The sequence below is a fragment of the Streptomyces sp. V4I2 genome (genome assembly GCF_030817655.1).
GTDB lineage: Bacteria > Actinomycetota > Actinomycetes > Streptomycetales > Streptomycetaceae > Streptomyces > Streptomyces plumbiresistens.
This window is the reverse complement of record NZ_JAUSZM010000003.1, coordinates 8,139,451-8,166,093: the sequence shown is the minus strand read 5'-3', so window position 1 is coordinate 8,166,093 and position 26,643 is coordinate 8,139,451. Positions and strand designations below refer to the sequence as shown.

Annotated in this window: 23 protein-coding genes and 4 pseudogenes; 12 read left to right on the top strand and 15 right to left on the bottom strand. The window is 71.3% G+C overall.

Annotated features, from left to right (window positions below; translation table 11 throughout):
- Positions 1–37 precede the first annotated feature (37 nt).
- Positions 38–994, bottom strand: coding sequence for an ABC transporter substrate-binding protein (locus QFZ76_RS38325; protein WP_307677966.1), 957 nt, complete (start codon positions 992–994; stop codon positions 38–40).
- 389 nt (positions 995–1,383) lie between these two features.
- Between QFZ76_RS38325 and QFZ76_RS38320 the strand changes: the two genes are divergently transcribed.
- The 4 genes from QFZ76_RS38320 to QFZ76_RS38305 are packed head-to-tail and all read left to right on the top strand — an operon-like array spanning position 1,384 to position 5,956.
- Positions 1,384–4,413 (top strand): ATP-binding protein, encoded by a 3,030-nt coding sequence (locus QFZ76_RS38320; RefSeq protein WP_307677965.1) that lies wholly within the window; start codon positions 1,384–1,386, stop codon positions 4,411–4,413.
- Positions 4,410–4,886, top strand: coding sequence for a roadblock/LC7 domain-containing protein (locus QFZ76_RS38315; protein WP_266432381.1), 477 nt, complete (start codon positions 4,410–4,412; stop codon positions 4,884–4,886). Before QFZ76_RS38320 ends, QFZ76_RS38315 begins: the two co-directional genes overlap by 4 nt.
- A gap of 37 nt (positions 4,887–4,923) precedes the next feature.
- Positions 4,924–5,370, top strand: a complete 447-nt coding sequence (locus QFZ76_RS38310; RefSeq protein WP_307677964.1) for a DUF742 domain-containing protein — start codon at positions 4,924–4,926, stop codon at positions 5,368–5,370.
- Positions 5,357–5,956 carry an ATP/GTP-binding protein gene (locus tag QFZ76_RS38305; protein ID WP_307677963.1) on the top strand — a complete coding sequence of 200 codons (600 nt, stop codon included), beginning with the start codon at positions 5,357–5,359 and terminating at the stop codon, positions 5,954–5,956. Before QFZ76_RS38310 ends, QFZ76_RS38305 begins: the two co-directional genes overlap by 14 nt.
- A gap of 45 nt (positions 5,957–6,001) precedes the next feature.
- Here the strand turns inward: QFZ76_RS38305 and QFZ76_RS38300 are convergent, their stop codons facing one another.
- The 5 genes and pseudogenes from QFZ76_RS38300 to QFZ76_RS38280 form a co-directional block, all read right to left on the bottom strand.
- Positions 6,002–7,231 (bottom strand): transposase, encoded by a 1,230-nt coding sequence (locus QFZ76_RS38300; RefSeq protein ID WP_307677962.1) that lies wholly within the window; start codon positions 7,229–7,231, stop codon positions 6,002–6,004.
- 324 nt (positions 7,232–7,555) lie between these two features.
- On the bottom strand, positions 7,556–8,224 hold the full coding sequence (locus QFZ76_RS38295) for an ABC transporter permease (protein WP_307677961.1): 669 nt from the start codon (positions 8,222–8,224) through the stop codon (positions 7,556–7,558).
- A complete protein-coding gene (locus QFZ76_RS38290; RefSeq protein ID WP_307677960.1) occupies positions 8,221–8,928 on the bottom strand; it encodes an ABC transporter permease in 708 nt (235 codons plus the stop codon). The genes QFZ76_RS38295 and QFZ76_RS38290 overlap by 4 nt, the downstream gene beginning before the upstream one ends.
- Positions 8,925–10,073 (bottom strand): ABC transporter ATP-binding protein, encoded by a 1,149-nt coding sequence (locus QFZ76_RS38285; protein ID WP_307677959.1) that lies wholly within the window; start codon positions 10,071–10,073, stop codon positions 8,925–8,927. The genes QFZ76_RS38290 and QFZ76_RS38285 overlap by 4 nt, the downstream gene beginning before the upstream one ends.
- A gap of 270 nt (positions 10,074–10,343) precedes the next feature.
- A pseudogene (locus QFZ76_RS38280) lies at positions 10,344–10,843 on the bottom strand (zinc ribbon domain-containing protein); the annotation flags it as partial.
- Between the two features lie 94 nt (positions 10,844–10,937).
- Between QFZ76_RS38280 and QFZ76_RS38275 the strand changes: the two are divergent.
- Positions 10,938–11,246, top strand: a pseudogene (locus QFZ76_RS38275) (hypothetical protein); the annotation flags it as partial.
- 317 nt (positions 11,247–11,563) lie between these two features.
- On the opposite strand, the gene QFZ76_RS38270 reads toward QFZ76_RS38275, so the two are convergent.
- The 3 genes and pseudogenes from QFZ76_RS38270 to QFZ76_RS38260 all read right to left on the bottom strand — a co-directional run bounded on the left by QFZ76_RS38270 (position 11,564) and on the right by QFZ76_RS38260 (position 14,357).
- A complete protein-coding gene (locus QFZ76_RS38270) occupies positions 11,564–12,304 on the bottom strand; it encodes an FAD:protein FMN transferase (protein ID WP_307677958.1) in 741 nt (246 codons plus the stop codon).
- A gap of 5 nt (positions 12,305–12,309) precedes the next feature.
- Positions 12,310–13,008, bottom strand: a complete 699-nt coding sequence (locus tag QFZ76_RS38265) for an FMN-binding protein (protein WP_307677957.1) — start codon at positions 13,006–13,008, stop codon at positions 12,310–12,312.
- Between the two features lie 10 nt (positions 13,009–13,018).
- Positions 13,019–14,357, bottom strand: a pseudogene (locus tag QFZ76_RS38260) (ferric reductase-like transmembrane domain-containing protein).
- A gap of 175 nt (positions 14,358–14,532) precedes the next feature.
- Here QFZ76_RS38260 and QFZ76_RS38255 point away from each other — a divergent pair.
- From QFZ76_RS38255 to QFZ76_RS38240, 4 genes are all read left to right on the top strand, one after another.
- Positions 14,533–15,198 carry a response regulator transcription factor gene (locus QFZ76_RS38255; protein WP_307680248.1) on the top strand — a complete coding sequence of 222 codons (666 nt, stop codon included), beginning with the start codon at positions 14,533–14,535 and terminating at the stop codon, positions 15,196–15,198.
- A 5-nt stretch (positions 15,199–15,203) separates the two neighbouring features.
- Positions 15,204–16,640: a HAMP domain-containing sensor histidine kinase gene (locus tag QFZ76_RS38250; RefSeq protein WP_307680247.1), complete on the top strand. Its 1,437-nt coding sequence runs from the start codon at positions 15,204–15,206 to the stop codon at positions 16,638–16,640.
- 83 nt (positions 16,641–16,723) lie between these two features.
- Positions 16,724–17,713, top strand: coding sequence for an NAD(P)-dependent oxidoreductase (locus tag QFZ76_RS38245; RefSeq protein ID WP_307677956.1), 990 nt, complete (start codon positions 16,724–16,726; stop codon positions 17,711–17,713).
- Positions 17,714–17,876: 163 nt separating this feature from the next.
- Positions 17,877–19,136, top strand: a complete 1,260-nt coding sequence (locus QFZ76_RS38240; protein WP_307677955.1) for an ABC transporter substrate-binding protein — start codon at positions 17,877–17,879, stop codon at positions 19,134–19,136.
- 43 nt (positions 19,137–19,179) lie between these two features.
- Here QFZ76_RS38240 and QFZ76_RS38235 read toward each other — a convergent pair whose 3' ends face one another.
- The 6 genes from QFZ76_RS38235 to QFZ76_RS38210 form a co-directional block, all read right to left on the bottom strand.
- Positions 19,180–19,920: an ABC transporter ATP-binding protein gene (locus tag QFZ76_RS38235; protein WP_307677954.1), complete on the bottom strand. Its 741-nt coding sequence runs from the start codon at positions 19,918–19,920 to the stop codon at positions 19,180–19,182.
- A 2-nt stretch (positions 19,921–19,922) separates the two neighbouring features.
- Positions 19,923–20,789 (bottom strand): ABC transporter ATP-binding protein, encoded by an 867-nt coding sequence (locus tag QFZ76_RS38230; RefSeq protein WP_307677953.1) that lies wholly within the window; start codon positions 20,787–20,789, stop codon positions 19,923–19,925.
- Positions 20,779–21,771: a branched-chain amino acid ABC transporter permease gene (locus QFZ76_RS38225; protein WP_307677952.1), complete on the bottom strand. Its 993-nt coding sequence runs from the start codon at positions 21,769–21,771 to the stop codon at positions 20,779–20,781. The genes QFZ76_RS38230 and QFZ76_RS38225 overlap by 11 nt, the downstream gene beginning before the upstream one ends.
- An 11-nt stretch (positions 21,772–21,782) precedes the next feature.
- On the bottom strand, positions 21,783–22,763 hold the full coding sequence (locus QFZ76_RS38220; protein WP_307677951.1) for a branched-chain amino acid ABC transporter permease: 981 nt from the start codon (positions 22,761–22,763) through the stop codon (positions 21,783–21,785).
- A gap of 85 nt (positions 22,764–22,848) precedes the next feature.
- On the bottom strand, positions 22,849–23,961 hold the full coding sequence (locus tag QFZ76_RS38215; RefSeq protein WP_307677950.1) for a sensor histidine kinase KdpD: 1,113 nt from the start codon (positions 23,959–23,961) through the stop codon (positions 22,849–22,851).
- Between the two features lie 2 nt (positions 23,962–23,963).
- Complete coding sequence (locus QFZ76_RS38210) at positions 23,964–24,671, bottom strand: response regulator transcription factor (RefSeq protein WP_307677949.1); 708 nt, start codon at positions 24,669–24,671, stop codon at positions 23,964–23,966.
- A 103-nt stretch (positions 24,672–24,774) separates the two neighbouring features.
- Here QFZ76_RS38210 and QFZ76_RS38205 point away from each other — a divergent pair, with 103 nt between their 5' ends.
- From QFZ76_RS38205 to QFZ76_RS38195, 3 genes and pseudogenes are all read left to right on the top strand, one after another.
- Positions 24,775–25,500: a glycosyltransferase family 2 protein gene (locus tag QFZ76_RS38205; RefSeq protein WP_373464412.1), complete on the top strand. Its 726-nt coding sequence runs from the start codon at positions 24,775–24,777 to the stop codon at positions 25,498–25,500.
- Positions 25,497–26,117, top strand: coding sequence for a DUF2064 domain-containing protein (locus QFZ76_RS38200; RefSeq protein ID WP_307677947.1), 621 nt, complete (start codon positions 25,497–25,499; stop codon positions 26,115–26,117). Before QFZ76_RS38205 ends, QFZ76_RS38200 begins: the two co-directional genes overlap by 4 nt.
- Positions 26,114–26,563, top strand: a pseudogene (locus tag QFZ76_RS38195) (methyltransferase domain-containing protein); the annotation flags it as partial. The gene QFZ76_RS38200 and the pseudogene QFZ76_RS38195, both read left to right, overlap by 4 nt.
- Positions 26,564–26,643: the final 80 nt, after the last annotated feature.

The following is a 26,643-nucleotide window of genomic DNA, read 5'->3' as shown; positions in this document are numbered from 1 at the left end:
CGGCCTCGGCGGGACGTCCGGGCGGCGGTGGGTGGCGTCAGTCCAGGCCGACCGTCTTCAGCCAGGCCTTCGCGACGTCGAGCGGGTCCTTGTTCTCCAGCTGCACCTGGGAGTCCATCTCCAGCAGCGCCTTGGTGTCCAGCTTGGCCGAGACCTCGTTGAGGGCGGCCACGCCCTCCTGGGAGAGGCCCGACTTGTAGACCAGCGGGGTCACGTTCGCGAAGCCGAAGAGGTTCTTCGGGTCCTGGAGGACGACGAACTTCTCCTTGGTGATGGTCGGGTCCGTGGTGAAGATGTCCGCGGCCTGCACGGTGTTCTTCGTCAGGGCCGCCTGGGTCAGCGGGCCGCCCGCGTCGAGCGCCTTGAACGACTTGAACTCCAGGCCGTACTGGGACTTCAGGCCCAACAGGCCCTGCTGCCGGGTCTGGAACTCCGGCGAACCGCCGATGACCAGCTCGGGAGCGATGTCCTTGAGGTCCGCGAGGGTGGACTGGGCGGTCAGGCTGTACTTCTTCGCGGTCTCCGCGTTGATGCTGACGGAGTCCTTGTCCTCGGCGGGCGCCGAGTCCAGCAGCGTCAGCTTCGCGTCGAGCTTGGCCTTCGCGGCCGCGTTCACCGACTCGGCCGTCTTCTGCTCCGCCTTCGGGTCCAGATAGGCGAGCAGCGAGCCGTTGTACTCCGGCAGGACCGTGATGGAGCCGTTCTTCAGCAGGCCGTACGTGGTCTCGCGGCTGCCGATGTTGGGCTTGTAGGTGACCTTGACACCCTTGGCCTTCAGGGCCTCGCCGTAGATGTCGGCGAGCAGGATGCTCTCGGCGAAGTTGTTGGAGCCGACGACGACGGTGCCGCCGTCCGCCTTCTCCCCAGCGAGCGGGTCGGACGTGTCGTCGGAGGAGGAGCATCCCGCGAGCAGGGCCGCGGCGGCGGCGAGCGCGACGGCGGCCACGCCGGGATGTGTCCTGAAGGACCTGCTGTGTGCGGTTGTAGAAGTCACGATTCCCGTTCCGGACTGAGGGTGGGGTGATTGCTCGGAGATGGTTGCTCGAAAGCTCTTATGCGCTGATCCAATCCAGCCGGTTCTTGGTCAGTCAAGAGCAGCCTGGTCACCAATTGGCTTCAATGAGTTGCCGGTTGTGAAGGAGGAATGAACGGACCCGCACGGAACCCGCCGAAGCGGAGCGGTTCGTAATGGATTCTTGACTCAGGGTGGCGCTAACCGGCGCCCGAAGAGGCTGTAGTCTCGCGGAAGTTGGCGCCGGTCACAGTGGCGTGCGGGGGCCGCACAGGTGTTGTCCCACCCCAGTGCCGGTAGCGTCACACCGACCTGGGTGCCCTTGGCGCACCGGTCCGTAAGCGATCACAATCGGTCACGAAGGAGGCCTGGTGTCCACGAACGAGCCCCGGGGTGGCGTTCGGGGATTCGCCGACCGCTGGCCGTTCCGCCGCAAACTCAACGTCCTGGTCGGAGTGCCGCTGGCCGTGCTCGCCACGCTGCTCGCCTACCTCATCGCCGACCAGGTGGACCAGGCACAGGACGCGAACTCCGCGGCCCAGCTGGTCCGGGACAGCGCGCAGGTCGCCGAGTTGGTGGACCGGGTGGAGACCGAGCACCAGCAGGCCATCCTGCTGTCCGTGCGGCACGAGGCCGCGCCCGCGGGGGCCCGTCCCTCCGCCGCCGACTACCGCAAGGCGCAGGCCGCGGTCGACTCCCAGGTGGAGAAGGTACGCGACACCTTCGGCGACCGGCTGCCGGACACCGAGGGCCAGGCGCTGCGGGAGATCAACGGCCTGAGCAGCCTGCGCGAGACCGTCGAGCAGGGCTACCTGCCCGCCGACAACATCGACCCGGCCTACACCAATGCCTCCAAGAACCTGATCGACGGCCTCGGCCTGGACCACAACGAGAACCTCGCCGGCACCTTCACCGGCAACCTGCTGGACTCGCTGCTGCGCGCCGACGCCGCCCACAGCGCCTTCGAGACGGCCGTCTTCTCGGCGCGCACCGGCGACAGCAACGCCCAGATCGAGTTCATCGGCGCGGTCGGCTTCGAGAACGAGTACGCCCACCAGGCCGACCGCTTCGCCCGGTTCGCGACCGAGGCGCAGGTGAACGAGCTCGGCGGGATCGAGCACAACTCCTCGCAGGCGACGATCGGCCGGCACTACGCCGAGCTGCAGATCGACCCCGGCAACCTCCAGGCAGGTACGCCCGCACAGATCCGCGAGGCCTTCACCGAGGCGCTCGGCTCCTACCGCGACTACCGGCTGCAGTCCGACACCCGGCTGAAGATCACCGCGTCCCTCATCGGCCAGATCGCCGACCGCGCCGACGGCGCCTCCAGCGAGGCCGCCTGGCGCGCCGTCCTGCTGCTGGGCCTGGCGCTGTTCCTCTTCGCCGTGTGGATCGCCTTCGCGGTGCTGGTGCGGCGCTCGGTGGTACGGCCGGTGCAGGCACTCACCGGAGCCGCCCGCGAGGTCGCCGACGTCGCCGGCCGTGAACTCGCCCGCGTCGCCGACGAGGACACCGAGGACGACGGGCCGGTCCGGCTGCGCGAGATCCCGGTCACCGCGAAGGACGAGATCGGCGACCTCGCCGACGCCTTCAACCACGTACAGACCACCGCGTCCGCGCTGCTGGAACGCCAGGTGCTCAGCCGTCGCAACGTCGCCGAGATGTTCGGCAACGTCGGCCGCCGGGTCAGCAACCTGACCGCCCGGCAGCTGGCGCTGATCGACGCGGTCGAGCGGGGCGAGACCGACCCCGCCCTGCTGGAGCGCCTCTACTCCATCGACCACATCGCCGTCCGCCTGCGCCGCAACGCCGACAGCCTGATGCTGCTCGCCGGCATCCGCGAGACCGTCCTCGACTCCGGGCCGCTCGCGCTCACCAACGTCGTACGGGCCGCGCTCGGCCAGATCGAGGGCTTCCAGCGGGTGCACCTGCACGCCGGGACCGAGGCCATGGTCGAGCCCGACATCATCGGCGACCTCACGCTGATGGTGGCCGAACTCGTCGAGAACGCCGTGTCCTTCTCGCCCGCCGGCAGCCCCGTCGAGGTGACCGTCCGCGACGGTGCCGAGGGCGCGGTGGTCATCGTCGCCGACCACGGCCTCGGCATGAGCACCGAGCGACTCGAGGAGGAGAACGCCCGCCTGATCCGCCGCGAACGCCTCGACCTCGTCCCGACGAAGGTCCTCGGCCTGTTCGTCGTCGGCACGCTGGCGCGCCGCTGGGAGGTGAGCGTGACCCTGTCCCGTACACCGGGCGGCGGCGTGACCGCCGAGGTGGCCATCCCGTCGTCCCTGCTGCTGACGATGAGCCCGGTGGCAGTCGCCTCCGGCGGTTCGGCGGGGGGCGGCACGGGACGGGCGCTGGCTTCGGGATCTGCTTCGGTGTTGGAGGCGGGTTCGGTTTCAGGGCCGGGTTCGGAGGCGGGTTCGGCTTCGGGGCCGAGGGCGGGTTCGGAGGCGGGTTCGACTTCGGGTTCGGAGACGGGGGCGCGTTCGGGGTCGGCTTCGAGTGCGGCCGCGGGCTCCGGCTCGGGGGCGAGCCCAGGTGCGGCCACGGCCGCCGGTTCGGGCTCGAGTTCAGGTGCGGGAGCGGGTGCGGCCGCGGGCTCCGGTTCGGCTTCGGATTCGAGGTCGGAAGCGAGCTCGGGGTCGGTCTCGGGTGCCGGTCGGATACCGGCGGCAGCGGCGGCTTCGGCCGCCGAGGCCGGTCGCGCGGGCTCCGCCGATGCGGGGCCCGGTGCCGGCTCCACGGCGGACGAGCCCGTACGCACCGCCCGCACCGCCTCCCCCAACGGCACCGACCCGGGCGCCGACGAGCCCGCCCCGCTCCCCCGCAGGGTGCCCCGGCGCGACACCGCCCCGACGGACACCCCGGCGACCTCGGACCCGGACGGCACGTCAGCCGCCGCCGATCCCAACGGCACATCAACCGCCCCCGACGCCATGCCGACAACCCCCGACCGCGAGTCAGCCACCCTCGGCGGCCAGTCCACCGTCCCCGGCCCGAAGGGCAAGGCACCCGGCGGCTCCCAGCCCGCCGACGCCCCCTTCATCCCGAGGGCCCGCGCCAGCGAGGCGGTCCCGGCCGGGACGCCCACGCCCGCCTCCGACGACGCCCCCGGTGCCCGGCCCCTGCGTCGCCGCGTCCGGGGTGCCACCCTTCGTACGACCTTCGGTACCGACCCCGACCAGCAGGCGGCCCGGCAGGCCGCGCCCCGTGCCACCGATGCGGACGCCGTCCGCGACGCGCTCGACGAGTTCGAGGCGGCCGTGGAGCGCGCCCACCGCGACAGTGGAAACGACACCGCCACCACCCCCTATCCCGTGCACCACGACAGCGCGACCGCACCCAACAACCCCCCGCACCACCAGAACCACTCCCCGGAAGGAGCGGAGCAGTGAGCACGTCGACAGGTGACACTCCGACGGGAGGCACCACGCCGGCCGAACTGCAGGCCGCCGCAGCCGACTTCACGTGGCTGTTGAATCGTTTCGCGACCGAGACGGCAGGCGTCGTCGACGCCATCGCCGTCTCCTCCGACGGTCTGCTCATCGCCGTGTCCGAGCTGCGTGAGCACGCCGACTCCGAGCGCCTCGCGGCGATCGTCTCCGGCATCACCAGCCTGGCAGCCGGTGCCTCCGGCAACTACGGTCTCGGCGGCCTCAACAAGGTCATCATCGACCTGGAAGGCGGCCACGTCCTGGTCTCCGCGGTCGGCAGCGGCGCCGTCCTCGGTGTCGTCACCGACAAGGAGGCCAAACTCGGCAACATCGCCTACGAGATGACGCTGTTCGCCAACCGGGCGGGCAGCGCGCTCAGTCCCCAGCTGGTGCTCGAACTGAAGAACAGCGTCGGCGCCTCGTCGAAGCGCTGACCGGGCGCCCGCCCGGCCGAGGAGGAAGAAACGACCCATGGCGGACGGCCGCACTCCCAGCAGTGCCGGCGAGGACGGCACCCCGCCCCCGGGACCAGACCCGGTCGGCCACGTCCACGCCGTACGGCCGTTCCTGGTCACCGCCGGCCGGGTGGCACCCAGCGCCAACGGCAAGACGATGCCCGTCGAGACCCAGGTGGTGGCCACCGCCGAGGGGCTCGCCGGGCTCGACCGGCTCTCCTTCGAACAGCACGACATCGTCGCCGCCTGCCGCCGCCCGCAGTCCATCGCGGAGATCGCGGCCAGGCTGCGGCTGCACCTGAACGTGGTCCGGATCCTCTCCGAGGACCTGCGCGCGGCGGGGCAGTTGACGGTGCATGTGCCCGACTCCGGCGTCATCCACGACGCATCCGTCCTGCGAAGGGTTATCGATGGCCTCAGGGCCATCCCCGACTCCCGAGGGGTTCTCCGTGACACCGACTGAACCGGCCACCCGCCCCGCGGCCGCGCAGGCCGCAGCAAGACCTCCCCTGCCGGTCAAGATGGTGATCGCGGGCGGCTTCGGGGTGGGCAAGACCACCGCCGTCGGCTCGATCTCCGAGATCGAGCCGCTGACCACCGAGGCCGCGATCACCGAGGTCGCGGCGGGCGTGGACGACCTCAGCCACACCCCGCGCAAGACCACCACCACGGTCGCGATGGACTTCGGCTGCATCACTATCGACCCCACCCTGAAGCTGTACTTGTTCGGCACGCCCGGCCAGGAGCGGTTCGGGTTCATGTGGGACGACCTCGTCGAGGGCGCGATCGGCGGGCTCGTCATCGTGGACACCCGCCGCCTCGACGACTGCTACGCGGCCGTCGACTACTTCGAGCACAAGCAGATCCCGTTCGCGGTGGCCGTCAACGCCTTCGACGGGCACGTCGAGCACACGATGGAGGAGGTCCGCTGGGCCCTCGACGTCAACGACCGGGTGCCGGTCGTGGTGTTCGACGCCCGCGAGCGCGGCTCGGTGCGCGACGCGCTGCTCGTCGTACTGGAACAGGCCCTGGCGCGCACCGAGGGCTGACTGACACTTGAATCCTCCCCCTCGTAAGCGAGGGGGATTCCTGGCTCAGGCTGCCTGGCGGAACAGCGTCCCGCCAGGTCTTGCGCCATCAGCACCAGCCGGGTTGAGACCAGCCCGGGCCAGCATCACGCGGGCGGAGTTCTTGTCTCTGGGCGAGACGGCTCCGCACGCGGTGCAGGCGTAGGTTCGTTCCGAAAGCGGTAGTACGTGCTTGTTTCTCGCTCCGCACTGCGCGCAGTCCATCGTGGTGTGCGCGGGATGGACCAGGTGCACGATCCTGCCGTGCTTGCGGGCCATCTCCAACAGGGCCTTCTTGGTGGCGCCGATGGCGGCATCGGCGACCTTCCTCGCCATGGTCGACTTCGCGAGGAACTTCGGGCTGAAGTCCTCCACGGCGATGGCGTCGTGGTCGGCCACTACGCGCTTGGCCCACTTGCGGCCGGTGTCCTGGCGTTGCCGGGACACCTTCTTGTACGCCTTGGCCCGCAACTTCTTCGCTTCGCGGTAGCCCTTGGAGGCTGCCTGTCCCCTGGCGGGTTTGCGGCGGGCCATCATGCGGTCGTACCGCGACAGCTTCGCCTGGGCCTTCTTCCCGTGCCGGGCGTGGGGGAGGTCGTGGGTATCGCTGGTGGTGGTCGCGGTCTCCCTGACGCCCCAGTCGATCCCGATCACCTGGCCGGTCTCGGGAAGCGGCTGGACTTCGGCGGGCACCACGAACGAGGCGTACCAGTGCCCGAGGCTGTCGCGGTACACGCGCACCGAGGACGGTTCGGCGGGAAGATCCCGCGACCACACGACCGTCAGGGCGATGTTCCCGGCGAGGTGCAGACGGCCGTCCTTCAGCCGGAAGCCGCGCTTGGTGTAGTTCAGGCTCGGGTCGGCCTCACGCTTCTTCTTGTACTTCGGCATCCCGGCCCGGCGATGCTGCGGAAGACGTTCGCGGATGTCCTTTTGCGCCTTCGCACGGGACTTGCCGAAGTCGCGGATGATCTGCTGCTGGGGAACCGATGAGCCCTCACGCAGCCACGGCGTCTTAGCGCGGGCTTCGGTCAGCATCGTGTCGAGCCGGGCCGGACCGCACGTCGCCTTGTCCGTGCCTTCGGGGCGGTTCTTGTTCCAGAGGTGGGTCTGCTTGGACTTGGCGACGGACTCGTTCCAGATCCACCGGCACCGGTCCCACTCCGCCAGCAGCGCAGACTCGGCGGTCGACGACACGCGCAGCCGGAACGTCCACCGGGCATGCCCGGCGTCCCCGGCCTCCTTCACCACCGACACGACATCCCCCCTCCCACGCCCCGCCCGATCACCCCAGCTTCCACGACGAGACCGTACGTGCGACATGCGCACACCCGTACCCCCACTACGGCAAAGCCACCCCAACCAGCGACCACGGGCACGCCCGTTCGCCTTTCGGCTCCGTCGGCGGCTTTGCGGGCGCTCCGCGCCCCAGGAGACCTGACACGGCGACGCTCCGCGTCGCCGTCACGGGATGCGATTCCCCCCGGCGTGAACGCCGGGGCATCCTCACAAGAATCAGGTGACAGGGCCCGGGGCGCGGATCTTCCGACCGCCCCGGGCCCTCGATCACCCGTTCCTCGGTCAGCCGCTTCCGCGTACCCCGCGTGACACCGCTGTCCGGTGCACCGCCCAGAACAGCGCGAGCGTCACCAGCGCCAGCCCGGCGACCAGCGTGGCGCCGCCCACGACCTTCTCGTAGTTGCGCTGGTAGAGGCCGTCGACGATGTACCGGCCGAGGCCGCCGAGGGAGACGTACGCGGCGATGGTGGCCGTGGAGACGATCTGGATGGCGGCGGAGCGCAGACCGCTGAGGATCAGCGGGAGCGCCGCCGGCAGTTCGACCTGGAAGAGCACTTGGGCCTCGCTCATCCCCATGCCCCGCGCGGCGTCCACCGGCGACGGGTCGACGGAGCGCATCGCCTCGTAGGTGGTGACCAGGATCGGCGGGACGGCGAGCACGATCAGCGGGATCATCACGTTCACCAGGCCGAACCCCAGCATCAGGGTCATCAGCACCAGCAGGCCGAAGGTGGGCAGCGCCCGCCCGGCCGTGGCGATCAGGGAGAGGGCGTTGCCGCCGCGCCCGGTGTGACCGGTGATGAGGCCGACCGGCAGCCCGATCGCGGCGGCGAGGACGAGCGCCTGCAGGGTGTACTGGATGTGTTCGCCCACGCGGGTGGGGATGCCGTCGTAGCCGGTCCAGTGGGCGCTGTCGCTGAAGAAGGCGTTGATGAAGTTGATCAGGTTCACCGGGCTGCGTCCTCCAGGGCGAGGGCGGCCGGGTCGGGCCGGTCGGCCTTCGGTTTCGTGTGCGCCCGGCGCGGCATCCACGGCGTGAGCAGCAGGCGCAGGACGACCAGCAGGGCGTCGCAGATGATGGCCAGGGCGGCCATGGTGAGCACGGCGTTGACGGCGAGTTCGGGCCGGTTGTAGATGTTCGCGTCGTTGAGCAGGTTGCCGAGGGCGCCCTGGTTCCCGATGAGCGTGCCGACGCTGACGAGGCTGATGCTGGACACGGTCGCCACCCGCAGCCCGGCGATGATCGCGGGCACCGCGATCGGCAACTGGACCTGGACGTAACGGCGTACGGGCCCGAAGCCCATGGCCGTCGCGGCGGCGAGGGTCTCCTGCGGGACCGAGCGGACGCCGTCGACGATCGACGGGACCAGGACGACGAGGCTGTAGACGGTGAGCGGGATCATCACCGTGAGCTCGGTCTGGCCGGTGTAGTCGATGAGGAGCACGAAGAAGGCCAGCGAGGGGATCGCGTACAGCACGGTCGTGATCCACAGCACCGGCGGGTACAGCCAGCGGAAGCGCACGCACAGCTGGGCGAGCGGCAGCGAGATCAACAGCCCGGCCAGCACCGGCAGCAGGGCCTCGCGCAGATGCAGGCCGACGAGGCCGAGCCAGCTGTGCTGGAGGTCGCTGGGGATGTCGAAGAAGCCGTTCATCGGGCGACCCGTGCGGTCTTGTCGGTCTTGTCGGTCTTACGGCCTTCCGCGTGGGCGCCGCGGATCGCCTCGCCGATGGTCTGCTGGGAGACCACCCCGGCCGCCCGGCCCTCGGCGTCCACGGCGACGGCCCAGCCGGTGGGCGAGAGCACCGCGCAGTCCAGCGCGGCCCGCAGCGAGTCCGTACCGGCGACGAACGGCCGCCCGTACGGCAGGAGTTGCTCCGCCTCGACGGCGCCGGCGGTCAGGTCGCGCGGTTCGCACCAGCCGAGCGGCCGGCCGTCCAGGTCCGTGACGAGGAGGTAGGGGACGTCGTCCGTGTCCCGGGCGGCGATCTGCTCGGCGGTGGAGTCGATCGCGACGATCGGCGTGGTCAGCAGGTCGAGGCCCGCGGAGGGGAAGAAGGACAGCCGGCGGATGCCGCGGTCGGCGCCGAGGAAGTCCTCGACGAAGGCGTCGGCCGGGTCGGACAGCAGCTCGGCGGGCGGCGCGAACTGGGCGAGTTTGCCGCCGGTGCGCATCACGGCGACCATGGTGCCGATCTTGACGGCCTCGTCGATGTCGTGGGTGACGAAGACGATCGTCTTGCCCAACTCCTCCTGGATACGCAGGAGTTCGTCCTGAAGCCCCTTGCGCACCACCGGGTCGACGGCCGAGAACGGCTCGTCCATGAGCAGCACCGGCGGATCGGCGGCGAGCGCCCGCGCGACACCGACGCGCTGCTGCTGCCCGCCGGACAGCTGGTAGGGGTACCGCCTGGCGAGCGCGGCGTCGAGGCCGACCCGCTCCATCAACTCACGTGCCCGCGCACGGGCCTTGTCCTTGCCCCAGCCGAGCATGCGGGGCACGGTGGCGATGTTGTCGACGATCGTGCGGTGCTGGAAGAGCCCGGCGTTCTGGATGACGTATCCCATGGACCTGCGCAGCGTGTTGACGGGCTGCTGCAGGATGTCCTTGCCGTCGAGGAGGATGGTGCCCTCGCTGGGCTCGACCATCCGGTTGATCATGCGCAGGGTCGTCGTCTTCCCGCAGCCCGAGGGTCCGACGAGGACGGTGATCGAGCGGTCGGGTATCTCCAGGGAGAGCCGGTCGACCGCCACCGTGCCGTCCGGGTACCGCTTGGTGACTGAATCTATCCGTATCAAAGCGCCGAATACCCCTCGGACTTGGCAGAATCTGCCCATTTTCGGTCACGGTCGTACAGGCCGTTGCGGGGAGAGTCTAGACCTCGCGTGTTGCGTGCCTTCGTCGGGCAAGTGGCCGGTTCCCCGGGTCCGAAGCCTTGGCGTCCGGCCTCACCGCACTGTGCGCGAGCTGTGAGTCCGCTGATTCTCAGAGGGTCGGCACCGGTCAGACCGGCGGCGAGGGTGGCATGGGCAGCGACGCCCAGGCCTCGTCCGAGATGATCACGTACGTCAACTACCCAGCTGGAGCGCCGGGCTTGCACAACGGGCATCACTGGCGGTGATGCTGCGTTTGCGTCCAGTCCCACCCCGAGGTGTTCGGGGTGGGGCAGGGGCCGTTGACGGGGCCCCGCGTCGCCACAACTCCCACGCACGGGCGCGGATGTTGCGGGAGCCTCCCCCACTCTCGGCTTCGCTCGAGCGGGAGGTGCCCCCATCGGTCCGCGTGATCAACGAATCCGCAGTTCCGGCACGCAAGCCAGGCCTGACTGACCCGGTTCGCCCTGTCGATGTGCCCGCACTCGGCGCAGGTACGGGACGTGTACGCCGGATCGACGTGTACCACCGGCACCCCTGCCTTGCGGGCCTTGTACGCGATGAACGCCCCCAGCTGGGCAAACGACCAGCTGGAGTGGGTGGCCCTCCCCCACTGCCTTAAGGGCGTGGGAGGTACCCCCAGGCTTGCGAAGCCGTACCCGCTCGCGGATGCGAGCCTCGGCCGCTCCGCGGCCGAGCAGACGTCATGGCGCTGCGGCGCTCCGCGCCGCCTGACCCAGGATGCGATTCCTCCCGGGCTTGAACGCCCGGGGTTCCTCGCAAAACGCGGTGAAGAAAAACCGGGACGGTGCGGCCGGGCTGGTCGCGGTGGCCACCGACCAGACCGCGTCCTCGATCATCCTGGAGTCCGGTCAGCCGGTGATCTCCATGGGCGGCTGGTCCGGCAGCGACAACGCCATGACCCTCGCCAAGCTCAACCGCCTGGTGAAGTCGGGCGAGCTGCACTACATCGTCGTCAGTGACAGCGGTCAGGGCAGCGGCACCAGCTCCGCGATCTCCGCGTGGGTCAAGGCGAACGGCACGGCCGTGAGCGATTACAGCGGCCTGTACCGCCTGGACACCTCCGACGTCGGCTGACGCCGGTCCCGCGACGCCCCGCCCATCCTGCGATGCGGCGGGGCGTCGCCGCGTCGGTCCGGCAGCTCAGCAGCCCGTCCGGCAGCTCGCGCCGCCGCGGCGAGCCCGGTGGGCCCGGTGGGCCCCGGCCCGATCACCGCGACCGTCCGCCCGGACAGCCGCTCCCGCGGCCGCGGCGGCGCGCACCCGAGCTCCCACGCCCGGTCGGCGACCGTCCGCGGCGAGACATGGGGCTCGTGCCGACCTGCACCGCCTCGGTGGCCGGCTCCCATGAGGCGGCCACCGGCCCGCGGCCGTCCCTCGGAACGCCCCGGCCGTCACGCGGCGGCCGAGTCCTCCCCCGCGACCGGGAATCCCGCCGTCCGCAGAACCCGCCGCTCGGCGTCCACGGCGAACACCTCGCATCCCGGCTGCCCGGCGGCCCAGTCGACGCCCTCGGCGCCCATCGCGAAGGCGGCCGTGGCGGCCGAGTCCGCCTCGGTGAGGGTCGGGGCGACGACGGTCAGGCTGAGCAGACCGGTCGCCGGACGCCCGGTGCGGCCGTCGATGATGTGGTCGCCGCGCTCGTAGCGGGCGGAGGTCGCGACCGCCCCGTCGGTGAGCTGGAGGACGGTGCACAGCTTGTCGGCGTGCTCGGGGTGCCGTACCCCCACCCGCCAGGGTCCGCCGGCGGTGACCACGTCGCCGCCGGCGTTGAGGCAGAAGCGCCTCGCCCCGGCCGCCCTCAGCAGGTCCGCCGCCCGTTGCACGGACCAGCCCTTGACCACCGCGCACGGGTCGAGACCGCGCCCGGGCAGCCGTACGTCGAAGGCGCCGCCGGTGGCGGCCCGGTACTCCTCGCACAGGTCGAGGACTTCCCGCAGGTCCGCGCTCAGGTCCCGGTCCGACAGCTCGCCCCGGTCGAGCCGGCACACCTCGCTGTCGGCCTTGAACGGGCTGAACCGGGCGTCGACCTCGTGCAGCCACGCGAAGACCGCGTCCGCGGCCGACGGCGGGATGCCCTCGTCGTCGACGCGCAGCGAGACCGGGAAACCCATGACGTGTTCGACGCGGTGCATGACGGTCAGCCCTTCGCGTCGATCGCGGCCTGGAGGGACTCCTTGTAGCCCTCGGTCGTGATGGTCGCACCGGACACCGTGTCGATGTCCGCGCTCTGCGCCTCCAGGGTCTGAGCGATCAGCTTCGGCACCGCGGCCGTGGTCTGCGGATGGTTCGGCTGCTGGAGCATCCGCACGGCGGCGATCTCGTCGCCCTCGAAGGTCACCTCGACCTGCACGGGGCCCTTCTCCGTGCTGACCGTGGAGCCCGCGACCACCTGGGATGCGGCGGCCGAGGCGGACGGGGCCGCGGACGCCGCCGAGGCGTTCTCGTCGATCGCGGCCTGGAGGGACTCCTTGTAGCCCTCGGTCGTGATCGTCGCGCCGGACACCGTGTCGATGTCCGCGCTCTGCGCCTCCAGGGTCTGAGCGATCAGCTTCGGCACCGCGGCCGTGGTCTGCGGATGGTTCGGCTGCTGGAGCATCCGCACGGCGGCGATCTCCTGGCCCGCGAAGGTCACCTCGACCTGCACGGGACCCTTCTCCGTGCTGACCGTCGTACCCGGGACGACGGTGGAGGAGGAGTCCGAGGACCCGGACGAGGAGGACACGGAAGGCGCGGGCGTGGCGACCTGGACGGTGGACGTGCCGGCCGAGGGTTCGTAGAGCCAGACGGGGACCAGGCCCGCGATGCTCAGGACGACGACAGGTATGGCTCGCTTCACGGTGACTTCCTCATCCCGCCAGGCTGAAACGCTCGAAGTGGATCTGCGGCTTGGGCACGTTCAGCTCGCGCAGGCTGCCCAGCACCGCGTTCATCATGGGCGGCGGCCCGCACAGGAAGACGTCCCGGTCGGCGATGTCCGGCACCAGCCGGGCCAGCTCGCCCGGCGCCAGCTTGTCGGGGACGGGCGGACCGGTCACCAGGTGCAGCTCGCAGCCCTTGGCCTGGGCGAGTTCGCTCAGTTCGTCGTAGAGGACCGCGTCCCGGTCGGTGGCGACGCGGTAGATGACGACGGCGTGGCCCTGCAGCTCCTCCAGGAGGGCGCGGATGGGGGTGACGCCGACGCCGCCGGCGATGAGGACGGACTCCGGGCGGGTGCGGTGCAGGGCGGTGAAGGCGCCGTAGGGGCCCTCGGCGAAGACGCGCGTGCCGACCTTCACATGGCGCAGGGCGGCGCTGCCGGCGCCCGCGGCCTTGGCGGTCAGGCGCAGGGTGCGGCCGTCGGGCGCGGCCGACAGGGAGAAGGGGTTGGCCTGCCACCAGCGGTCCGGGGTCAGGAAGCGCCACAGGAAGAACTGGCCGGCCCGGGCGGGGCATCCGGTCGAGGTCGCGGCCGGTCATGTAGACCGAGACGACGTTGTCGGACTCGGGGACGACGGCGGTGACGCGCAGCTGGTGGCGCCAGTTCCGCCACAGCGGCAGCACCAGGCGGCCGACGAACACCGAGGTGAGCGCGACGCCCCACATCGTGTACCAGTAGGTGGTGGCGGCGGACGACGCGGTGAAGGTCGTACCGACCGCGACCTGGTGGGTGAAGGCCAGCACCACGGCGGCGTAGGTGTACAGGTGGATGAAGTGCCAGGTCTCGTACGCGAGGCGGCGCCGGGCGTAGCGGCCGGAGACGGCCCCCACCACGATGATGATCGCCAGGGCGACGACCGCGCGGAGCACGCCCTCGACGGTCTCGGCGAGGTCGACCAGCTGGCTGACCGGGTCCAGGTCGGACGACTCGGCGTAGCCGAAGCTGATGAAGACGGCGTGCGCGAGCAGCGTGAACAGGATGCCGAAGCCGGTCCAGCGGTGCCACGAGGTCAGCCGGTCCATGCCGATGCGGCGGTCGAGCCAGGGCAGCCGGGCCACCAGGACCAGCTGGAAGGCCATCAGGAGCGCGCCGTACAGACCGGCCAGCCGGCCCAGCACGATGAGGGCGTTCGACGCGAATCCCGCCTGGGTGAAGAAGAAGGTCACCACGGCCACGTTCGCGGCCAGCACGGCGTACAGGCCCGTGCGGGCCACCACCCTGGGGCGGATCGCCGTGGGGGGCGCAGGGGGCGATTGGACGGTCGTCACGGACAGAGCTCCTTGATCCGGGTCCTGGGTTACCGAGCTTCCCCGCCGCGAGCTGTCGATTTACTGTCGTACGACTTTCAAGTGGTTATCGATGTGGCCACGAGGACGGCCCCCCTCTGGCTCCGCCGGTCGCGTGACGCACTATGTGCAGGTGGACAAAGTACGACTCCTCGTCGTGGACGACGACCCGCCGATCGCCGACCTCGTGGCGACGGTCGCCCGCTATGAGGGCTGGGACGCGGTCACCGCGAACACGGGCGAGGAGGCACTGAGCCGTGCCGCGGAGTTCCATCCGGACATCGTGGTGCTCGACCTCATGCTGCCCGACATCGACGGTTTCGGCGTGCTGGACCGGCTCCGGCGCTCCGGGACGATGGTGCCCGTGGTGTTCCTCACGGCCCGGGACGCGGTGGCCGACCGGGTGGCGGGGCTGACCAGGGGCGGTGACGACTACCTGGTCAAGCCGTTCGCGGTGGAGGAGCTGATGGCCCGGCTGCGCACGGTGCTGCGGCGCAGCGCCGGGCCCGGCTTCCAGCGGTCCGTGCTCCAGGTGGCGGACCTGACGATGGACGAGGACACCCGCGAGGTGCGGCGCGGCGAGCAGCTGCTGACGCTCACGCCGACCGAGTACGAGGTGCTGCGCTACCTGATGCGCAAGTCGCCGACCGTGCTGACCAAGGCGCAGATCCTGGACCACGTGTGGGAGTACGGCTTCGGGGGCCGCTCGAACGTCGTGGAGCTGGTCGTCAGCCGGCTGCGCCGCAAGCTCGACGCGACCGGCGAACCGCTGATCCACACCGTCCGGGGCTTCGGCTACGTGGTCCGGCAGGCCGCGGAGTGAACGGCCTGTTGCGGCGCCTGCGGCAGACCTACCGCAGGCTGCGCCTGGGCACCCGGCTGGCGCTGGGCGTCGGCGCGCTGTCCCTGGTGGTGTTCGGCGTCGTGGGCTACGCCCTGACGATGTACATGCGCGACTATCTGGACAGCCAGCTGGGCTACCAGCTGAAGGTCGTCCAGACCGTGCAGTCCAAGGACGCCGCGGCCAACGGCACGGTGACGCAGAAGCCGTACTGGGGCTGGTTCGCCGCGGTGTACGACGTGTCGGGCAGCTCGGCCGTGCTGCGCGAGCCCGCCGACATCCCGCACGACATCCGCCCGCTCACCGCGTTCGCCGAGACCATGGCCGACTCCGACACCGAGCTGATGCGCACCGTGAAGATCGACGGAGAGGGCGTGTACCGGCTGCGGGGCTGCGAGGTCGAGCCCGGGGTGGTGCTGGTCAGCGCCGCGCCCATGCAGGACATCGAGGACACCGTGGACCGGCTGATCGCCGTGCAGGTGATCTCGTTCGCCCTCGCGGCGGGGGCGCTGGTGGTGCTCGGCCGGAAGCTGCTGCGGCGCGGTCTGCAGCCGCTGAGCGACATGGCCTCCACCGCGCACGGCATCACCTCCCACGATCTGACCGAGTCGGCGGCCCGGCTGCCGCTGCGCGCCGACGGCCGGGACGGCGGACCCGAGGTGGACGAGCTGCGCACGGCGTTCAACACGATGCTGGAGCACATCGACGACTCCCTCGCGGTCCGCGCCGAGGCCGAACAGCGGCTGCGCCGCTTCGTCGCCGACGCCTCGCACGAGCTGCGCACCCCGCTCATGTCCGTACGGGGCTACGCGGACCTCTTCCAGTACGCCGCCGCCAACGCCCCCGAGGAACGCGACAAGCACCTGGCCCGGCTGCGCGCCGAGGCCGCCCGGATGGGCTTCCTCCTCGACGACCTGCTGCTGCTCGCCCGCCTGGACGCGGCCGAGGTGGAGACCCCGCTGCGGATCACGGAGGCGGACCTGGCGGAGCTGGTCGACCACGCGGCCGACGCGTTCCGCGCGAGCCACCCGGACCATCCGCTGACGGTGACGGCCGACCCCGAGACGCTGCCGCTGCGCCTGGATCCGCAGCGCATCCGCCAGGTCCTGGACAATCTGCTCACCAACGCGGCCGTGCACACCCCGGCGGGCACCGAGGTGAGCGTGCGGGTCACCGTCGAGCCCGGCCGGGCGCTGGTGCGGGTCGCGGACGCGGGCCCCGGCATCCCGCCCGCCGACCGGGACCGCGTCTTCGACCGCTTCTACCGCGTCGACAAGGCCCGCAGCCGCGACCGCGGCGGCAGCGGCCTGGGCCTCGCGGTGGCCCGCTCCCTGGTCGCGGCGCACGGCGGCACGGTCGAGCTGAGCGACGAGCCGGGCACGACGGTGTTCACGCTGGCGCTTCCGCTGAGTTGGGTCCGGTGAGTCGGGTCCGGTGAGTCTTACGAAGCCGTGACGTGCGGGGGCGGCCGGGTCGTCCGGGCTGCGCACGGCCCTAGCGTGGCCGCATGCGTGTACTGGTCACCGGCGGTGCCGGATTCATCGGGTCCCAGGTCGTCGAGGCCCTGCGGGCCCACGGGCACGAGCCCCTCGTGTACGACGTCCGCGCCGACCCGGCCTCGGACGTGCGCAACCCCTCGACGGTCCGGCAGGCCCTGACGGGCGTGGACGCCGTGTGCCATCAGGCAGCGATGGTCGGGCTGGGCGTCGACTTCTCCGACGCCGCCGAGTACGTCTCCCGCAACGACCTCGGTACGGCCGTGCTGCTCACCGCCATGGCCGACGCGGACGTACGGCGGCTGGTCCTCGCCGGGTCGATGGTCGTGTACGGCGAGGGCCGCTACACCTGCGCCCGGCACGGGGTGGTCCGGCCCGGCCCGCGCTCCGTCCCCGACCTGGACGCGGGACGCTTCGAGCCCCGCTGCCCGCGGTGCGGGGCCGAGCTGTCGCCCGGCCTGGTCGGCGAGGACGCCCCGGTCGATCCGCGCAACGTGTACGCGACGACCAAGCTCGCCCAGGAGCACCTGGCGGCGGCGTGGGCGCGGGCCACGGACGGGGCGGCGGTGTCGTTGCGCTACCACAACGTGTACGGGCCCGGCATGCCCCGCGACACCCCCTACGCGGGCGTCGCCTCCTTCTTCCGCTCGTCGCTCGCCCGCGGCGAGGCCCCGCGGGTCTACGAGGACGGCCGCCAGCGGCGGGACTTCGTGCACGTACGGGATGTCGCGGCGGCCAACGTGGCGGCGCTGGAGGCTCCGGCGTGCAACGGCGCGCTGACCGCGTACAACACCGGCAGCGGCGAGCCGCACACGGTCGGCGAGATGGCCCGGGCGCTGGCTTCCGCGTACGGCGGCCCGGAGCCGGTCGTCACCGGGGAGTACCGCCTGGGGGACGTACGGCACATCACGGCGGACTCCTCCCGGCTGCGAGCCGAGCTGGGGTGGAAGCCCGGGGTGGAGTTCGCGGAGGGGATGCGGGAGTTCGCGTCATCCACGTGATCGACGTGATCGTCGTGATCGTCGAGTTGGGCACCGGGAGATCTTCACAAAAGTTGACAATTTTCACTTCTCGGGCATCCGGGCGGGATCTACGCTCGTATACAGATGGCGGGCGGATGGCCGGCCTGTCGACCACCGCCGCCTGTACCCAGTGGAGGCGGAGATGAAAGCGTCGATACGGCGGTCCGCGGTCTTCACGAGCGCGGCCGCTCTTGTGATAGCTCTCTGCGGTACGACGGGCACCGCGCGGTCCGCCGTCCCGGCCGAACCGGGCGATGGTGAGCTCCAGTTCGGCTACGTCCTGTCGGAGACGGGACAGCTGGCCTACCTCGGCCCGCCGATGATCGAGTCCGTGAAGTTCGCGATGAAGACGATCAACGACGCCGGCGGAGTGCTGGGCAAGCCGTTGCCGACCGTGGTCTCCGGAGACGAGGCGGGCCAGGAGGCCGTCGCCGTGCAGTCGGCCGACCGGGTCCTCGCCGCGGGCGTGGACGCGATCATCGGCGCCGCGGCCTCCGGTATGTCGCTGTCGTTCATCGACCGGGTGACCGGAGCGGGTGTCGTGCAGTGTTCGGGGTCGAACACCGCACCCACCTTCACCGACTACGAGGATGACGGCTTCTACTTCCGTACCGTCCCGAGCGACGCGTTGCAGGGGCCTGTCCTGGCGGATGTGATCCGCGGTGACGGCCACAAACGGGTGGCCCTGATCGGACGGGCGGACGACTACGGGCGCGGTCTGCTGGAGTCCACCCGGAACGCACTCGAGGACGGCGGTGCGACGGTGACGCTCGCCGAGACGTACGACCCGAAGTCGACGAACTTCGACCAGATCGTGCAGCAGGTGGAGGACTCGCGGCCGGACGCCGCCGTGGTGATCTCGTTCGAGGAGGGCACGCAGATCCTGCAGGCCATGATCGAGTCCGGACTGGGGCCCGACCGGATCGGCGTCTACGGCACCGACGGGCTGCGGAGCGAGGAGCTGCCGCGGTTGGTCGCCCCGAACCAGCCGGGCAGGCTCGACGGGATGAAGGGGACCGCACCGGCGTCCGAGACGAACGAGAAGTACGTGAAGGACCTCAAGAAGTTCGCGCCGCAGCTGAAGGAGCTGCAGTTCGCTCCGCAGGTGTTCGACTGCGTGACGACCATCGCGCTCGCCGCCGAGAAAGCGGAGTCCGACGACCCGGGCGACTTCGTGGAGGAGATCAACGGGATCACGAAGGACGGCGACAAGTGCACCACGTTCGCCGCCTGCAAGGAACTGCTGGCCGACGGCAAGGACATCGACTACGACGGCGTGAGCGGTCCGCTCGACTTCACCGACACGGGCGAGCCCGGCCAGGCGACGATCGAGGTGTATGGCTACAACGCCAAGGGAGAGTTGCAGACCCTGCGGACCGAGACCAGCACGGCCCAGGAGTGACCGGAAGGAACGGCGGGAACGGCGGGAACGGCGGGAACGGGAGTCAACGGACGCGGGCGAGCGTGCCGAGGTAGAGCTCGATCACCTTCTCGTCGTGCAGCAGGGCCGTACCCGTACCGGTGTACGCGTTGCGGCCCTGGTCGAGGACGTAACCGCGGTCGCAGATCTGCAGGCATCTGCGGGCGTTCTGCTCGACCATGAGGACGGCGACGCCCGCGCTGTTGATCATTTTGCACCGGTCGAAGACGTGGTCCTGATGGAGCGGTGACAGGCCGGCCGACGGCTCGTCGAGCAGCATCAGCTGCGGCTCCATCATCAGCGCACGCGCCATCGCGAGCATCTGGCGTTCGCCGCCGGACATCGCGCCGGCCTTCTGCCTGCGGCGGTCGGCCAGCAGGGGGAAAAGTTCCTCCACCGCCGTGGCGCGCCGCGCGTAGTCCTTGGGCCGCAGATAGACGCCCATCCGCAGGTTCTCCTCGACGGTCAGCGCGGGGAACACGTTCTGCAGCTGCGGTACGTAGCCCACGCCCCGCCGGACCAGCTCGTGCGCCGGCCGGTTGGTGACCTCCTCGCCGCGCAGCCGCACGCTCCCGCCGCGCACCCGCAGCAGCCCGAAGACGGCCTTGACAAGCGTCGACTTGCCGGCGCCGTTGGGGCCGATCACGCCGACCACCTCGCCCGGGCGCACCTCGATGCTGCATCCGCGCAGTACGTCGACGCCGGGGACGTATCCGGCGACGATGTCGTCGGCGGCCAGCACCGGTTCCCGTTCCTCGGTGGTCATCGCTACTCCTTCTCCTCGGTCGCCGTCCCCGGTTCGTCGTGCCGCTTGCCCAGGTAGGCGTCCACGACCGCGGCGTTCCTGCCGATCGTGTGCGGTGGGCCCTCGGCCACCAGGCGGCCGTCGGCCATGACGGCCACCCAGTCGCTGATGTCCATCACCACGTCCATGTCGTGCTCGACGAAGCACACCGACAGTCCCTCGTCCCGCAGCTCGGTGATGTGCCCGAGCAACGACTGGGTCAGCGCGGGGTTCACCCCGGCCATCGGCTCGTCGAGCATGATCATGACGGGCCGGGCCATCAGCGCGCGGGCCAGTTCCAGCAGTTTGCGCTGACCGCCGGAGAGCGTGCCGGCATGGTCGTCGCGCAGGGGCGCGAGCCGGAACCGGTCCAGCAGTTCGTCGGCCCGGCGCTCGAAGTCCCGCTCCTGCCCGCGCCACAGGGGTCGCAGCAGCGCGGGCAGCGTCCGCTCGCCGCGTTGGCCGGGCGCGGCGAGCAGCATGTTCTCCATCACGGTGAGCCGGGCGGGTGTCCTGGTGAGCTGGAACGTGCGGACCAGTCCCCGCCGCGCCACCCGGTGCGCCGGGGAGCCGGTGAGAGGCTGTCCGTCGAACGACCAACTACCGCCGTCGGCCCGGTCGAATCCGCTGATCACGTTGAACAGCGTGGTCTTGCCGGCGCCGTTGGGCCCGATGAGCGCCGTGATGGCCCCGCGCTGCATCTCCAGGTGCTCGACCCGCACGGCGACGAGGCCGCCGAAGGTACGGGTCACCTGGTCCAGGACCAGCAGGGGGTCGGGCTTGCGCACCCCCGGCTCGGGAGCGATCCCGGAGAGCCGGCCGGCGTGGGACACAACCCGGTCAGCGGTCACTGAGCAGCATCTCCTTCCGGCTGCCGAGAATGCCCTGCGGCCTGAACGCGACAAGAAGGATCAGGGCGACCCCGACCAGGGCGAAGCGCACCGCGCCGACCTCCGAGGTGCTGATGAGGTCCGGCGAGATGTACTCGGCGTCGATGGCCTGCCGCAGCGCGCTGTCGAGGAAGCTGAGGACGAACCAGAACAGGATCGAGCCGACGACCGGCCCGAGGATCCGCCCGGCACCTCCGAGTACGAGCAGCGTGTAGAGGAAGAACGTGACGCCCGGATCGAAGTTGTCCGGGTTCACGGACTGCACCTGGATCGCCTGCACCATGCCCGCGACCGCTCCGATGACACCGCCCAGCACGAGGCTCTGCATCTTGTACGCGTAGACGTTCTTGCCGAGGCTGCGCGCGGCGACCTCGTCGTCACGGATCGACCGGATGACACGGCCCCACGGGCTGTGGATCAGCAGGGCGAGCAGCACTCCGACCACGAGCACCAGCGCCCATCCGACGCTCATCACCCACAGGTCGCGGGAGCTGAACTTCACCAGCCACACCCCGTAGGTGCCGCGCTCGATGGGGCTGAGGTCGTAGAAGTCCTTCGCGAACCTCTGCAGCCCGAACACCCCGCCGGTGACCGGCTCGGCCCAGCTGGACCGGTAGAACAGCCGCAGTGTCTCCCCCGCCGCGATGGTGGTGATCGCGAGATAGTCGGCGCGCAGCCGCAGGGTGGGCAGGCCGAGCAGCAGGGCCAGCACGATCGCGCAGGCGATGCCGCCCAGGACACCGAGCCACATCGGGCCGTCGTACGTCGACACCGTGATGGCGAGGCCGTAGCCGCCGACCAGCATGAAGCCGACCTGGCCGAAGTTCAGCAGGCCGGTGTATCCGAAGTGCAGGTTCAGCCCCATCGCGGCGAGTGCGTAGACGGCGGCGATGGGGCCGATGCCGGAACGCAGGGCGTCGGAGAGGATGGCCGAGAAGTCCATGGCGCCACCCCTCACCCGACGCGTTCGGCCCGGCCGAGGATGCCCTGCGGCCGGACGAGCAGGACGACGATGAGGACCAGCAGCGCCCACGCGTACTGCAGGTCGACCGGGAACCACAGGGTGGACATCTGGGCGACGATGCCGATGACGAGGCTGCCGACCATCGCGCCGTAGGCGGAGCCGAGTCCGCCCAGGATGATTCCCGCGAACATGAGCAGCAGCAGCTTGAAGCCCATGTCCCAGGTGACGATCTCGACGAGGCCGAAGAAGACCCCGCCGAGTGCGGCCAGCCCGCCGCCGAGCATCCACACGAACAGCACCACCCGCTGCACGTCGATGCCCGTGGCCTCCGCGAGATCGCGGTTGGCGGAGACGGCCCGGACCGCCGTGCCGATGCGTGTCTTCTGCAGCAGCATGGCGACGCCGAGCAGCACCAGCACGGCGAGCAGGGTGACCGTGAGGTCCCGGGGGGTGATGCTGGCCGGTCCCAGGCCGATCGTGCTCTGGATGTCGTACTGCGCGTAGGAGGCGGGCCGGGTCCCGTACAGCACGAGCACGACGTGCCGCAGCACCAGCGAGAGCCCGATGGTGACGATGAACATGTTGATCAGCCCGGTGCCCCGGGCCCGCAGCGGCCGCCACAGGCCCCAGTCGACGGCCGCGCCCAGCAGGGCACCGAAGACCACCGCGGCGAGGGCGGCGGGGATCAGGTGCCAGCCCGGACCGGCCGCGGAGGCGTTGAGGAAGAACGCGAAGGTGGCGCCGATCGTGACGAACTCGCCGTGCGCGAAGTTGATCAGGTGGATGGTGCCGAAGATCAGCGAGAGTCCGACCGAGGTGATCGCGATGATGACACCGAACTGGATACCGTCGATCAGCGCCTGCAGGGCGCGCGCGCCGAAGGTGGGGCCGCGCGGGATCTCCTCACCCTGTGCGCGCGCGGAGAGCGCGGGCACCGACACGAGGACCAGGGCGAGGGCCAGTACGAACATCCGCTGACAGCGCACGGCGGTTCCGATATGTCACGAAGGTCCCTTGTGTCCCAGTGTAAGGCGGCCTGGACCCATGGCACGAGGGTCAGACCTCGGCGGGCGGCAGTGTCACCTCGAAGCGGCAGCCGCCGTTGACATTGCGTACGGTGGCCTGCCCGCGGTGGGCCTCCACGATCCCGCGCACGATGGCGAGGCCGAGACCGGCGCCGGCGGGCGGGGTCCGGGCGTGCGTGCCGCGCCATCCGGTGTCGAAGACGCGGGGCAGGTCCTCCTCGGGGATGCCGCCGCAGCCGTCGGTGACGGACAGGACGACCCCGTCGGGGCGGCGCTCGGCGGCGATCGCGACGGTGCCGTCGGCGGGAGTGCGGCGGATGGCGTTCACGAGCAGGTTGCCCAGCACCCGGCTCATCTCCTTGCCGTCCACCTCGACCGGCACGGGCTCGACCCGGTCGCCGACCAGCCGTACGCCGCACTCGCGCGCCAGCGGGTCGACGCCCGCGAGCGCGTCGCCGACGAGGTCGTACAGGGAGATGCGGCTGGTGCTCAGCGCCAGCGCCCCGGCGTGGATGCGGGAGAGCTCGAAGAGGTCGCCGACCATGCCGTTGAGGCGTTCGACCTCGGTGCGGATCTGTCTGAGGTAGCGGGAGGGGTCGGCGGCGACGCCGTCCTCGAGGGCCTCGGACATCGCGCGCAGGCCGGCCAAGGGGGTGCGCAGGTCGTGCGAGATCCACGCGACCAGTTCACGCCGGGAGGTCTCCAGGGCACGTTCGCGTTCCCGGGACTCGGCGAGCTTTGCGCTGGTCGCCTCCAACTCGCGGCTCAGCTCGACGAGTTCGGCGGTGGACGGGCCGTCGGGCGAGGTGAAGTCGCCGCCGTCGCCGAAGGACCGGGCGGCGAGCGCCAGGGCGCGGCTGCGGCCGACGGCCCAGCGGCCGAGCAGCAGGGCGGTGGCCAGGGAGACTACGGCGGCCATCGCGACGACCGTGGTGACGACCTTCAGGTCGTGTGCGGACAGGAACATCGCCTGCGCGACGGCGAGGGTGCCGGCGAGCATCGCGGTGACGGCGACGGAGGCGACCACGGCGAGGTGCGCGACGACCGAGCGCCGTCGAATGAGGAGCAGCACGCCCGCGCCGAGCACACCGACGGTGGCGGCGCCGAGGAAGGCGAACAGGGCGATGAGGAGGGTGTCGCTCATGGTCACGCCTCGCCTTCGAAGCGATAGCCGACGCCCCACACGGTCTGGATCAGACGGGGTCGGGCCGGATCGTCCTCGACCTTGCCGCGCAGCCGCCGGACATGGACGGTCACGGTCGACAGGTCGCCGAAGTCCCAGCCCCACACCTCGCGCATCAGGTCCTCGCGGCTGAAGACCCGGCCGGGGTACCGCAGGAAGAAGGCGAGGAGGTCGAACTCCCGGACGGTGAGGGCGAGTTCGGCGCCGTTCTTGGCGGCGCGGCGGGCCGCCGGGTCCACCGAGAGCCCGGCTGCCCGCAGGGTTCCCGACGGCTGGGCGGGACGGGCGCGGCGCAGTACGGACTCCACGCGCAGGACGAGTTCGCGGGGGCTGAAGGGTTTGGTGACGTAGTCGTCGGCGCCGATCTCCAGGCCGAGGATGCGGTCGTCCTCGTCGCCGCGCGCGGTGAGCATGATGACCGGCACGGGGCCGCGCCCGCGCATCCGGCGGCACACTTCGAGGCCGTCCATGCCCGGCAGCATCAGGTCGAGGACGACGAGGTCCGGCCAGTGCGCGGCGGCCCGGGCGAGCGCGTCGGGCCCGTCCCCGGCGCGGTCCACCACGTATCCGGCCCGGTCGAGGTACCCGGAGACGACCTCGGCGACGGTCGGGTCGTCGTCCACGACGAGCACCCGGGCGCCGGCCCGTTCGAACTGCTGCTGCTGCTCCATGCCGCCAGCCTGGCACCCCGGGCGCTCCGCCGGGGTCCCGGGCTTCTGACGTCCGCGTTTCGTAAGAAGCCGAGGTCCGGTATGTCCGTTTCGTATTCGTAGGGTGAGAGCCGTGACGACCTCTTCCGATCCTGTTCCGGACCCCGTGTCCGTGGACGTCGTGCTTCCCTGTCTCGACGAGGCCGCGGCGCTGCCGTGGGTGCTGGAGCGCATCCCGCCCGGCTGGCGGGCGCTGGTCGTGGACAACGGGTCCACCGACGGCTCGGCCCGCATCGCGCACGCCCTCGGCGCGAACGTCGTGCACGAGGAGCGGCGCGGATTCGGCGCCGCCTGCCATGCGGGCCTGACGGCCGCCACGGCCGACCTCGTCTGCTTCTGCGACTGCGACGCGTCCCTGGACCCGGCCGACCTGGTGCCGTTCGTGCGCGAGGTCGCGGGCGGTACGGCGGACCTGGTCCTCGGCCGGCGCCGCCCGCAGACCCGCGGCGCCTGGCCGCCGCACGCCCGGGCGGGCAACCTCGCCCTGACCCGGCTGCTCCGCCGCCGCACCGGGCTGCGCCTGCACGACCTCGGCCCGCTGCGCGCCGCCCGCCGCGAGTCCCTGCTCGCCCTCGGCCTCACGGACCGGCGCAGCGGCTATCCGCTGGAGATGGTCGTGCGCGCGGCCGACGCGGGCTGGCGGATCGCCGAACACGACGTCCCCTACCGCCCGCGCACCGGCGCCTCCAAGGTGACCGGCACCTGGCGCGGCACCTGGCAGGCGGTACGGGACATGAGCCGCGTACTGACCGAGACCGGGACGGCCACCGAGAAGGGAATCCGCGCGTGACGCTCTCGCCCACGCTCCTCGTCATCGCCAAGGAGCCCCGCCCGGGCCGGGTCAAGACCCGGCTGACCCCGCCGTTCACCCCCCGGGAGGCGGCCACGCTCGCGGAGGCGGCCCTGGCGGACACCCTCGACACCGTGGCGCGGACGCCCGCACGGCGCCGGGTCCTGGTCCTGGAGGGCGAGCCCGGCCCTTGGCTGCCGCCCGGATTCGAGGTCGTACGACAGTGCGCGGGCGCCCTCGACGAACGGCTGGCCGCCGCCTTCGCGGGCTGCGAGGGACCGGCCCTGCTCATCGGCATGGACACCCCGCAGGTGACGCCGGAGCTGCTCACCGTCGACTTCGCGGACTGCGACGCGTACTTCGGGGCCGCCGAGGACGGCGGCTTCTGGGCGCTGGGGCTGGCCGCACCGGACACCGCCCTGGTGTTGGGCGTGCCGATGTCGACGCCCTCGACGGGGGCCGTGCAGCGTGCGCGGCTCGCCGGGCTGCGGGTGCGGGACCTGCCGCGCCTCAGGGACGTGGACACGGCGGGCGACGCGGAAGCCGTCGCCCGGACCACGCCCGGCGGGCGGTTCGCCGCTGAGCTGGCACGGATCAGTGCGGCCGGGGCCCGATGAGCACCGTACGGATCGCCCGGCAGCGGGCGCCCCTCGCCGAACCCTGGTCCGCCGACCCCTACGCGGACGCCCTGCGCACCGGCCGCGGCCCGCTCTTCCTGCGCCGCGCCGACGGCTGGCTGCTCCCGCTGGACGTGGAGCGCTGGTGCGCGGACGCCGACGCGGCGGACCTGGAGGTGCTGCGGCGCTGCGAGGGCGCGGTGCTCGACGTCGGCTGCGGACCGGGGCGCCTGGTCGCGGCCCTGGGTACGCGGGGACGGCGGGTGCTCGGCATCGACGTCAGCGAGGCGGCCGTCTCCCGGACGGGGGCGCTCGGCGGACCGGCACTGCGGCGCTCGGTCTTCGAGCCACTGCCCGGCGAGGGCCGATGGGGCACCGCGCTGCTGATCGACGGCAACGTGGGAATCGGCGGCGACCCGCGGGCACTGCTCGCCCGGATGCACGAACTCCTGTGTCCTGGAGGCCTGTTGATCGCCGAGACGGTGCCGGAGCTGGACCTCGACGAACGCGTACTGGTCCATGTGAC

Coding starts and splice junctions, on each gene's coding strand:
- QFZ76_RS38245 (WP_307677956.1), top strand. CDS start 16,724: ATGCGTGTACTGGTCACCGGCGGTGCCGGATTCATCGGGTCCCAGGTC.
- QFZ76_RS38210 (WP_307677949.1), bottom strand. CDS start 24,671: ATGGAGCAGCAGCAGCAGTTCGAACGGGCCGGCGCCCGGGTGCTCGTC.
- QFZ76_RS38240 (WP_307677955.1), top strand. CDS start 17,877: ATGAAAGCGTCGATACGGCGGTCCGCGGTCTTCACGAGCGCGGCCGCT.
- QFZ76_RS38310 (WP_307677964.1), top strand. CDS start 4,924: ATGGCGGACGGCCGCACTCCCAGCAGTGCCGGCGAGGACGGCACCCCG.
- QFZ76_RS38290 (WP_307677960.1), bottom strand. CDS start 8,928: ATGAACGGCTTCTTCGACATCCCCAGCGACCTCCAGCACAGCTGGCTC.
- QFZ76_RS38270 (WP_307677958.1), bottom strand. CDS start 12,304: ATGCACCGCGTCGAACACGTCATGGGTTTCCCGGTCTCGCTGCGCGTC.
- QFZ76_RS38235 (WP_307677954.1), bottom strand. CDS start 19,920: ATGACCACCGAGGAACGGGAACCGGTGCTGGCCGCCGACGACATCGTC.
- QFZ76_RS38225 (WP_307677952.1), bottom strand. CDS start 21,771: ATGGACTTCTCGGCCATCCTCTCCGACGCCCTGCGTTCCGGCATCGGC.
- QFZ76_RS38220 (WP_307677951.1), bottom strand. CDS start 22,763: ATGTTCGTACTGGCCCTCGCCCTGGTCCTCGTGTCGGTGCCCGCGCTC.
- QFZ76_RS38215 (WP_307677950.1), bottom strand. CDS start 23,961: ATGAGCGACACCCTCCTCATCGCCCTGTTCGCCTTCCTCGGCGCCGCC.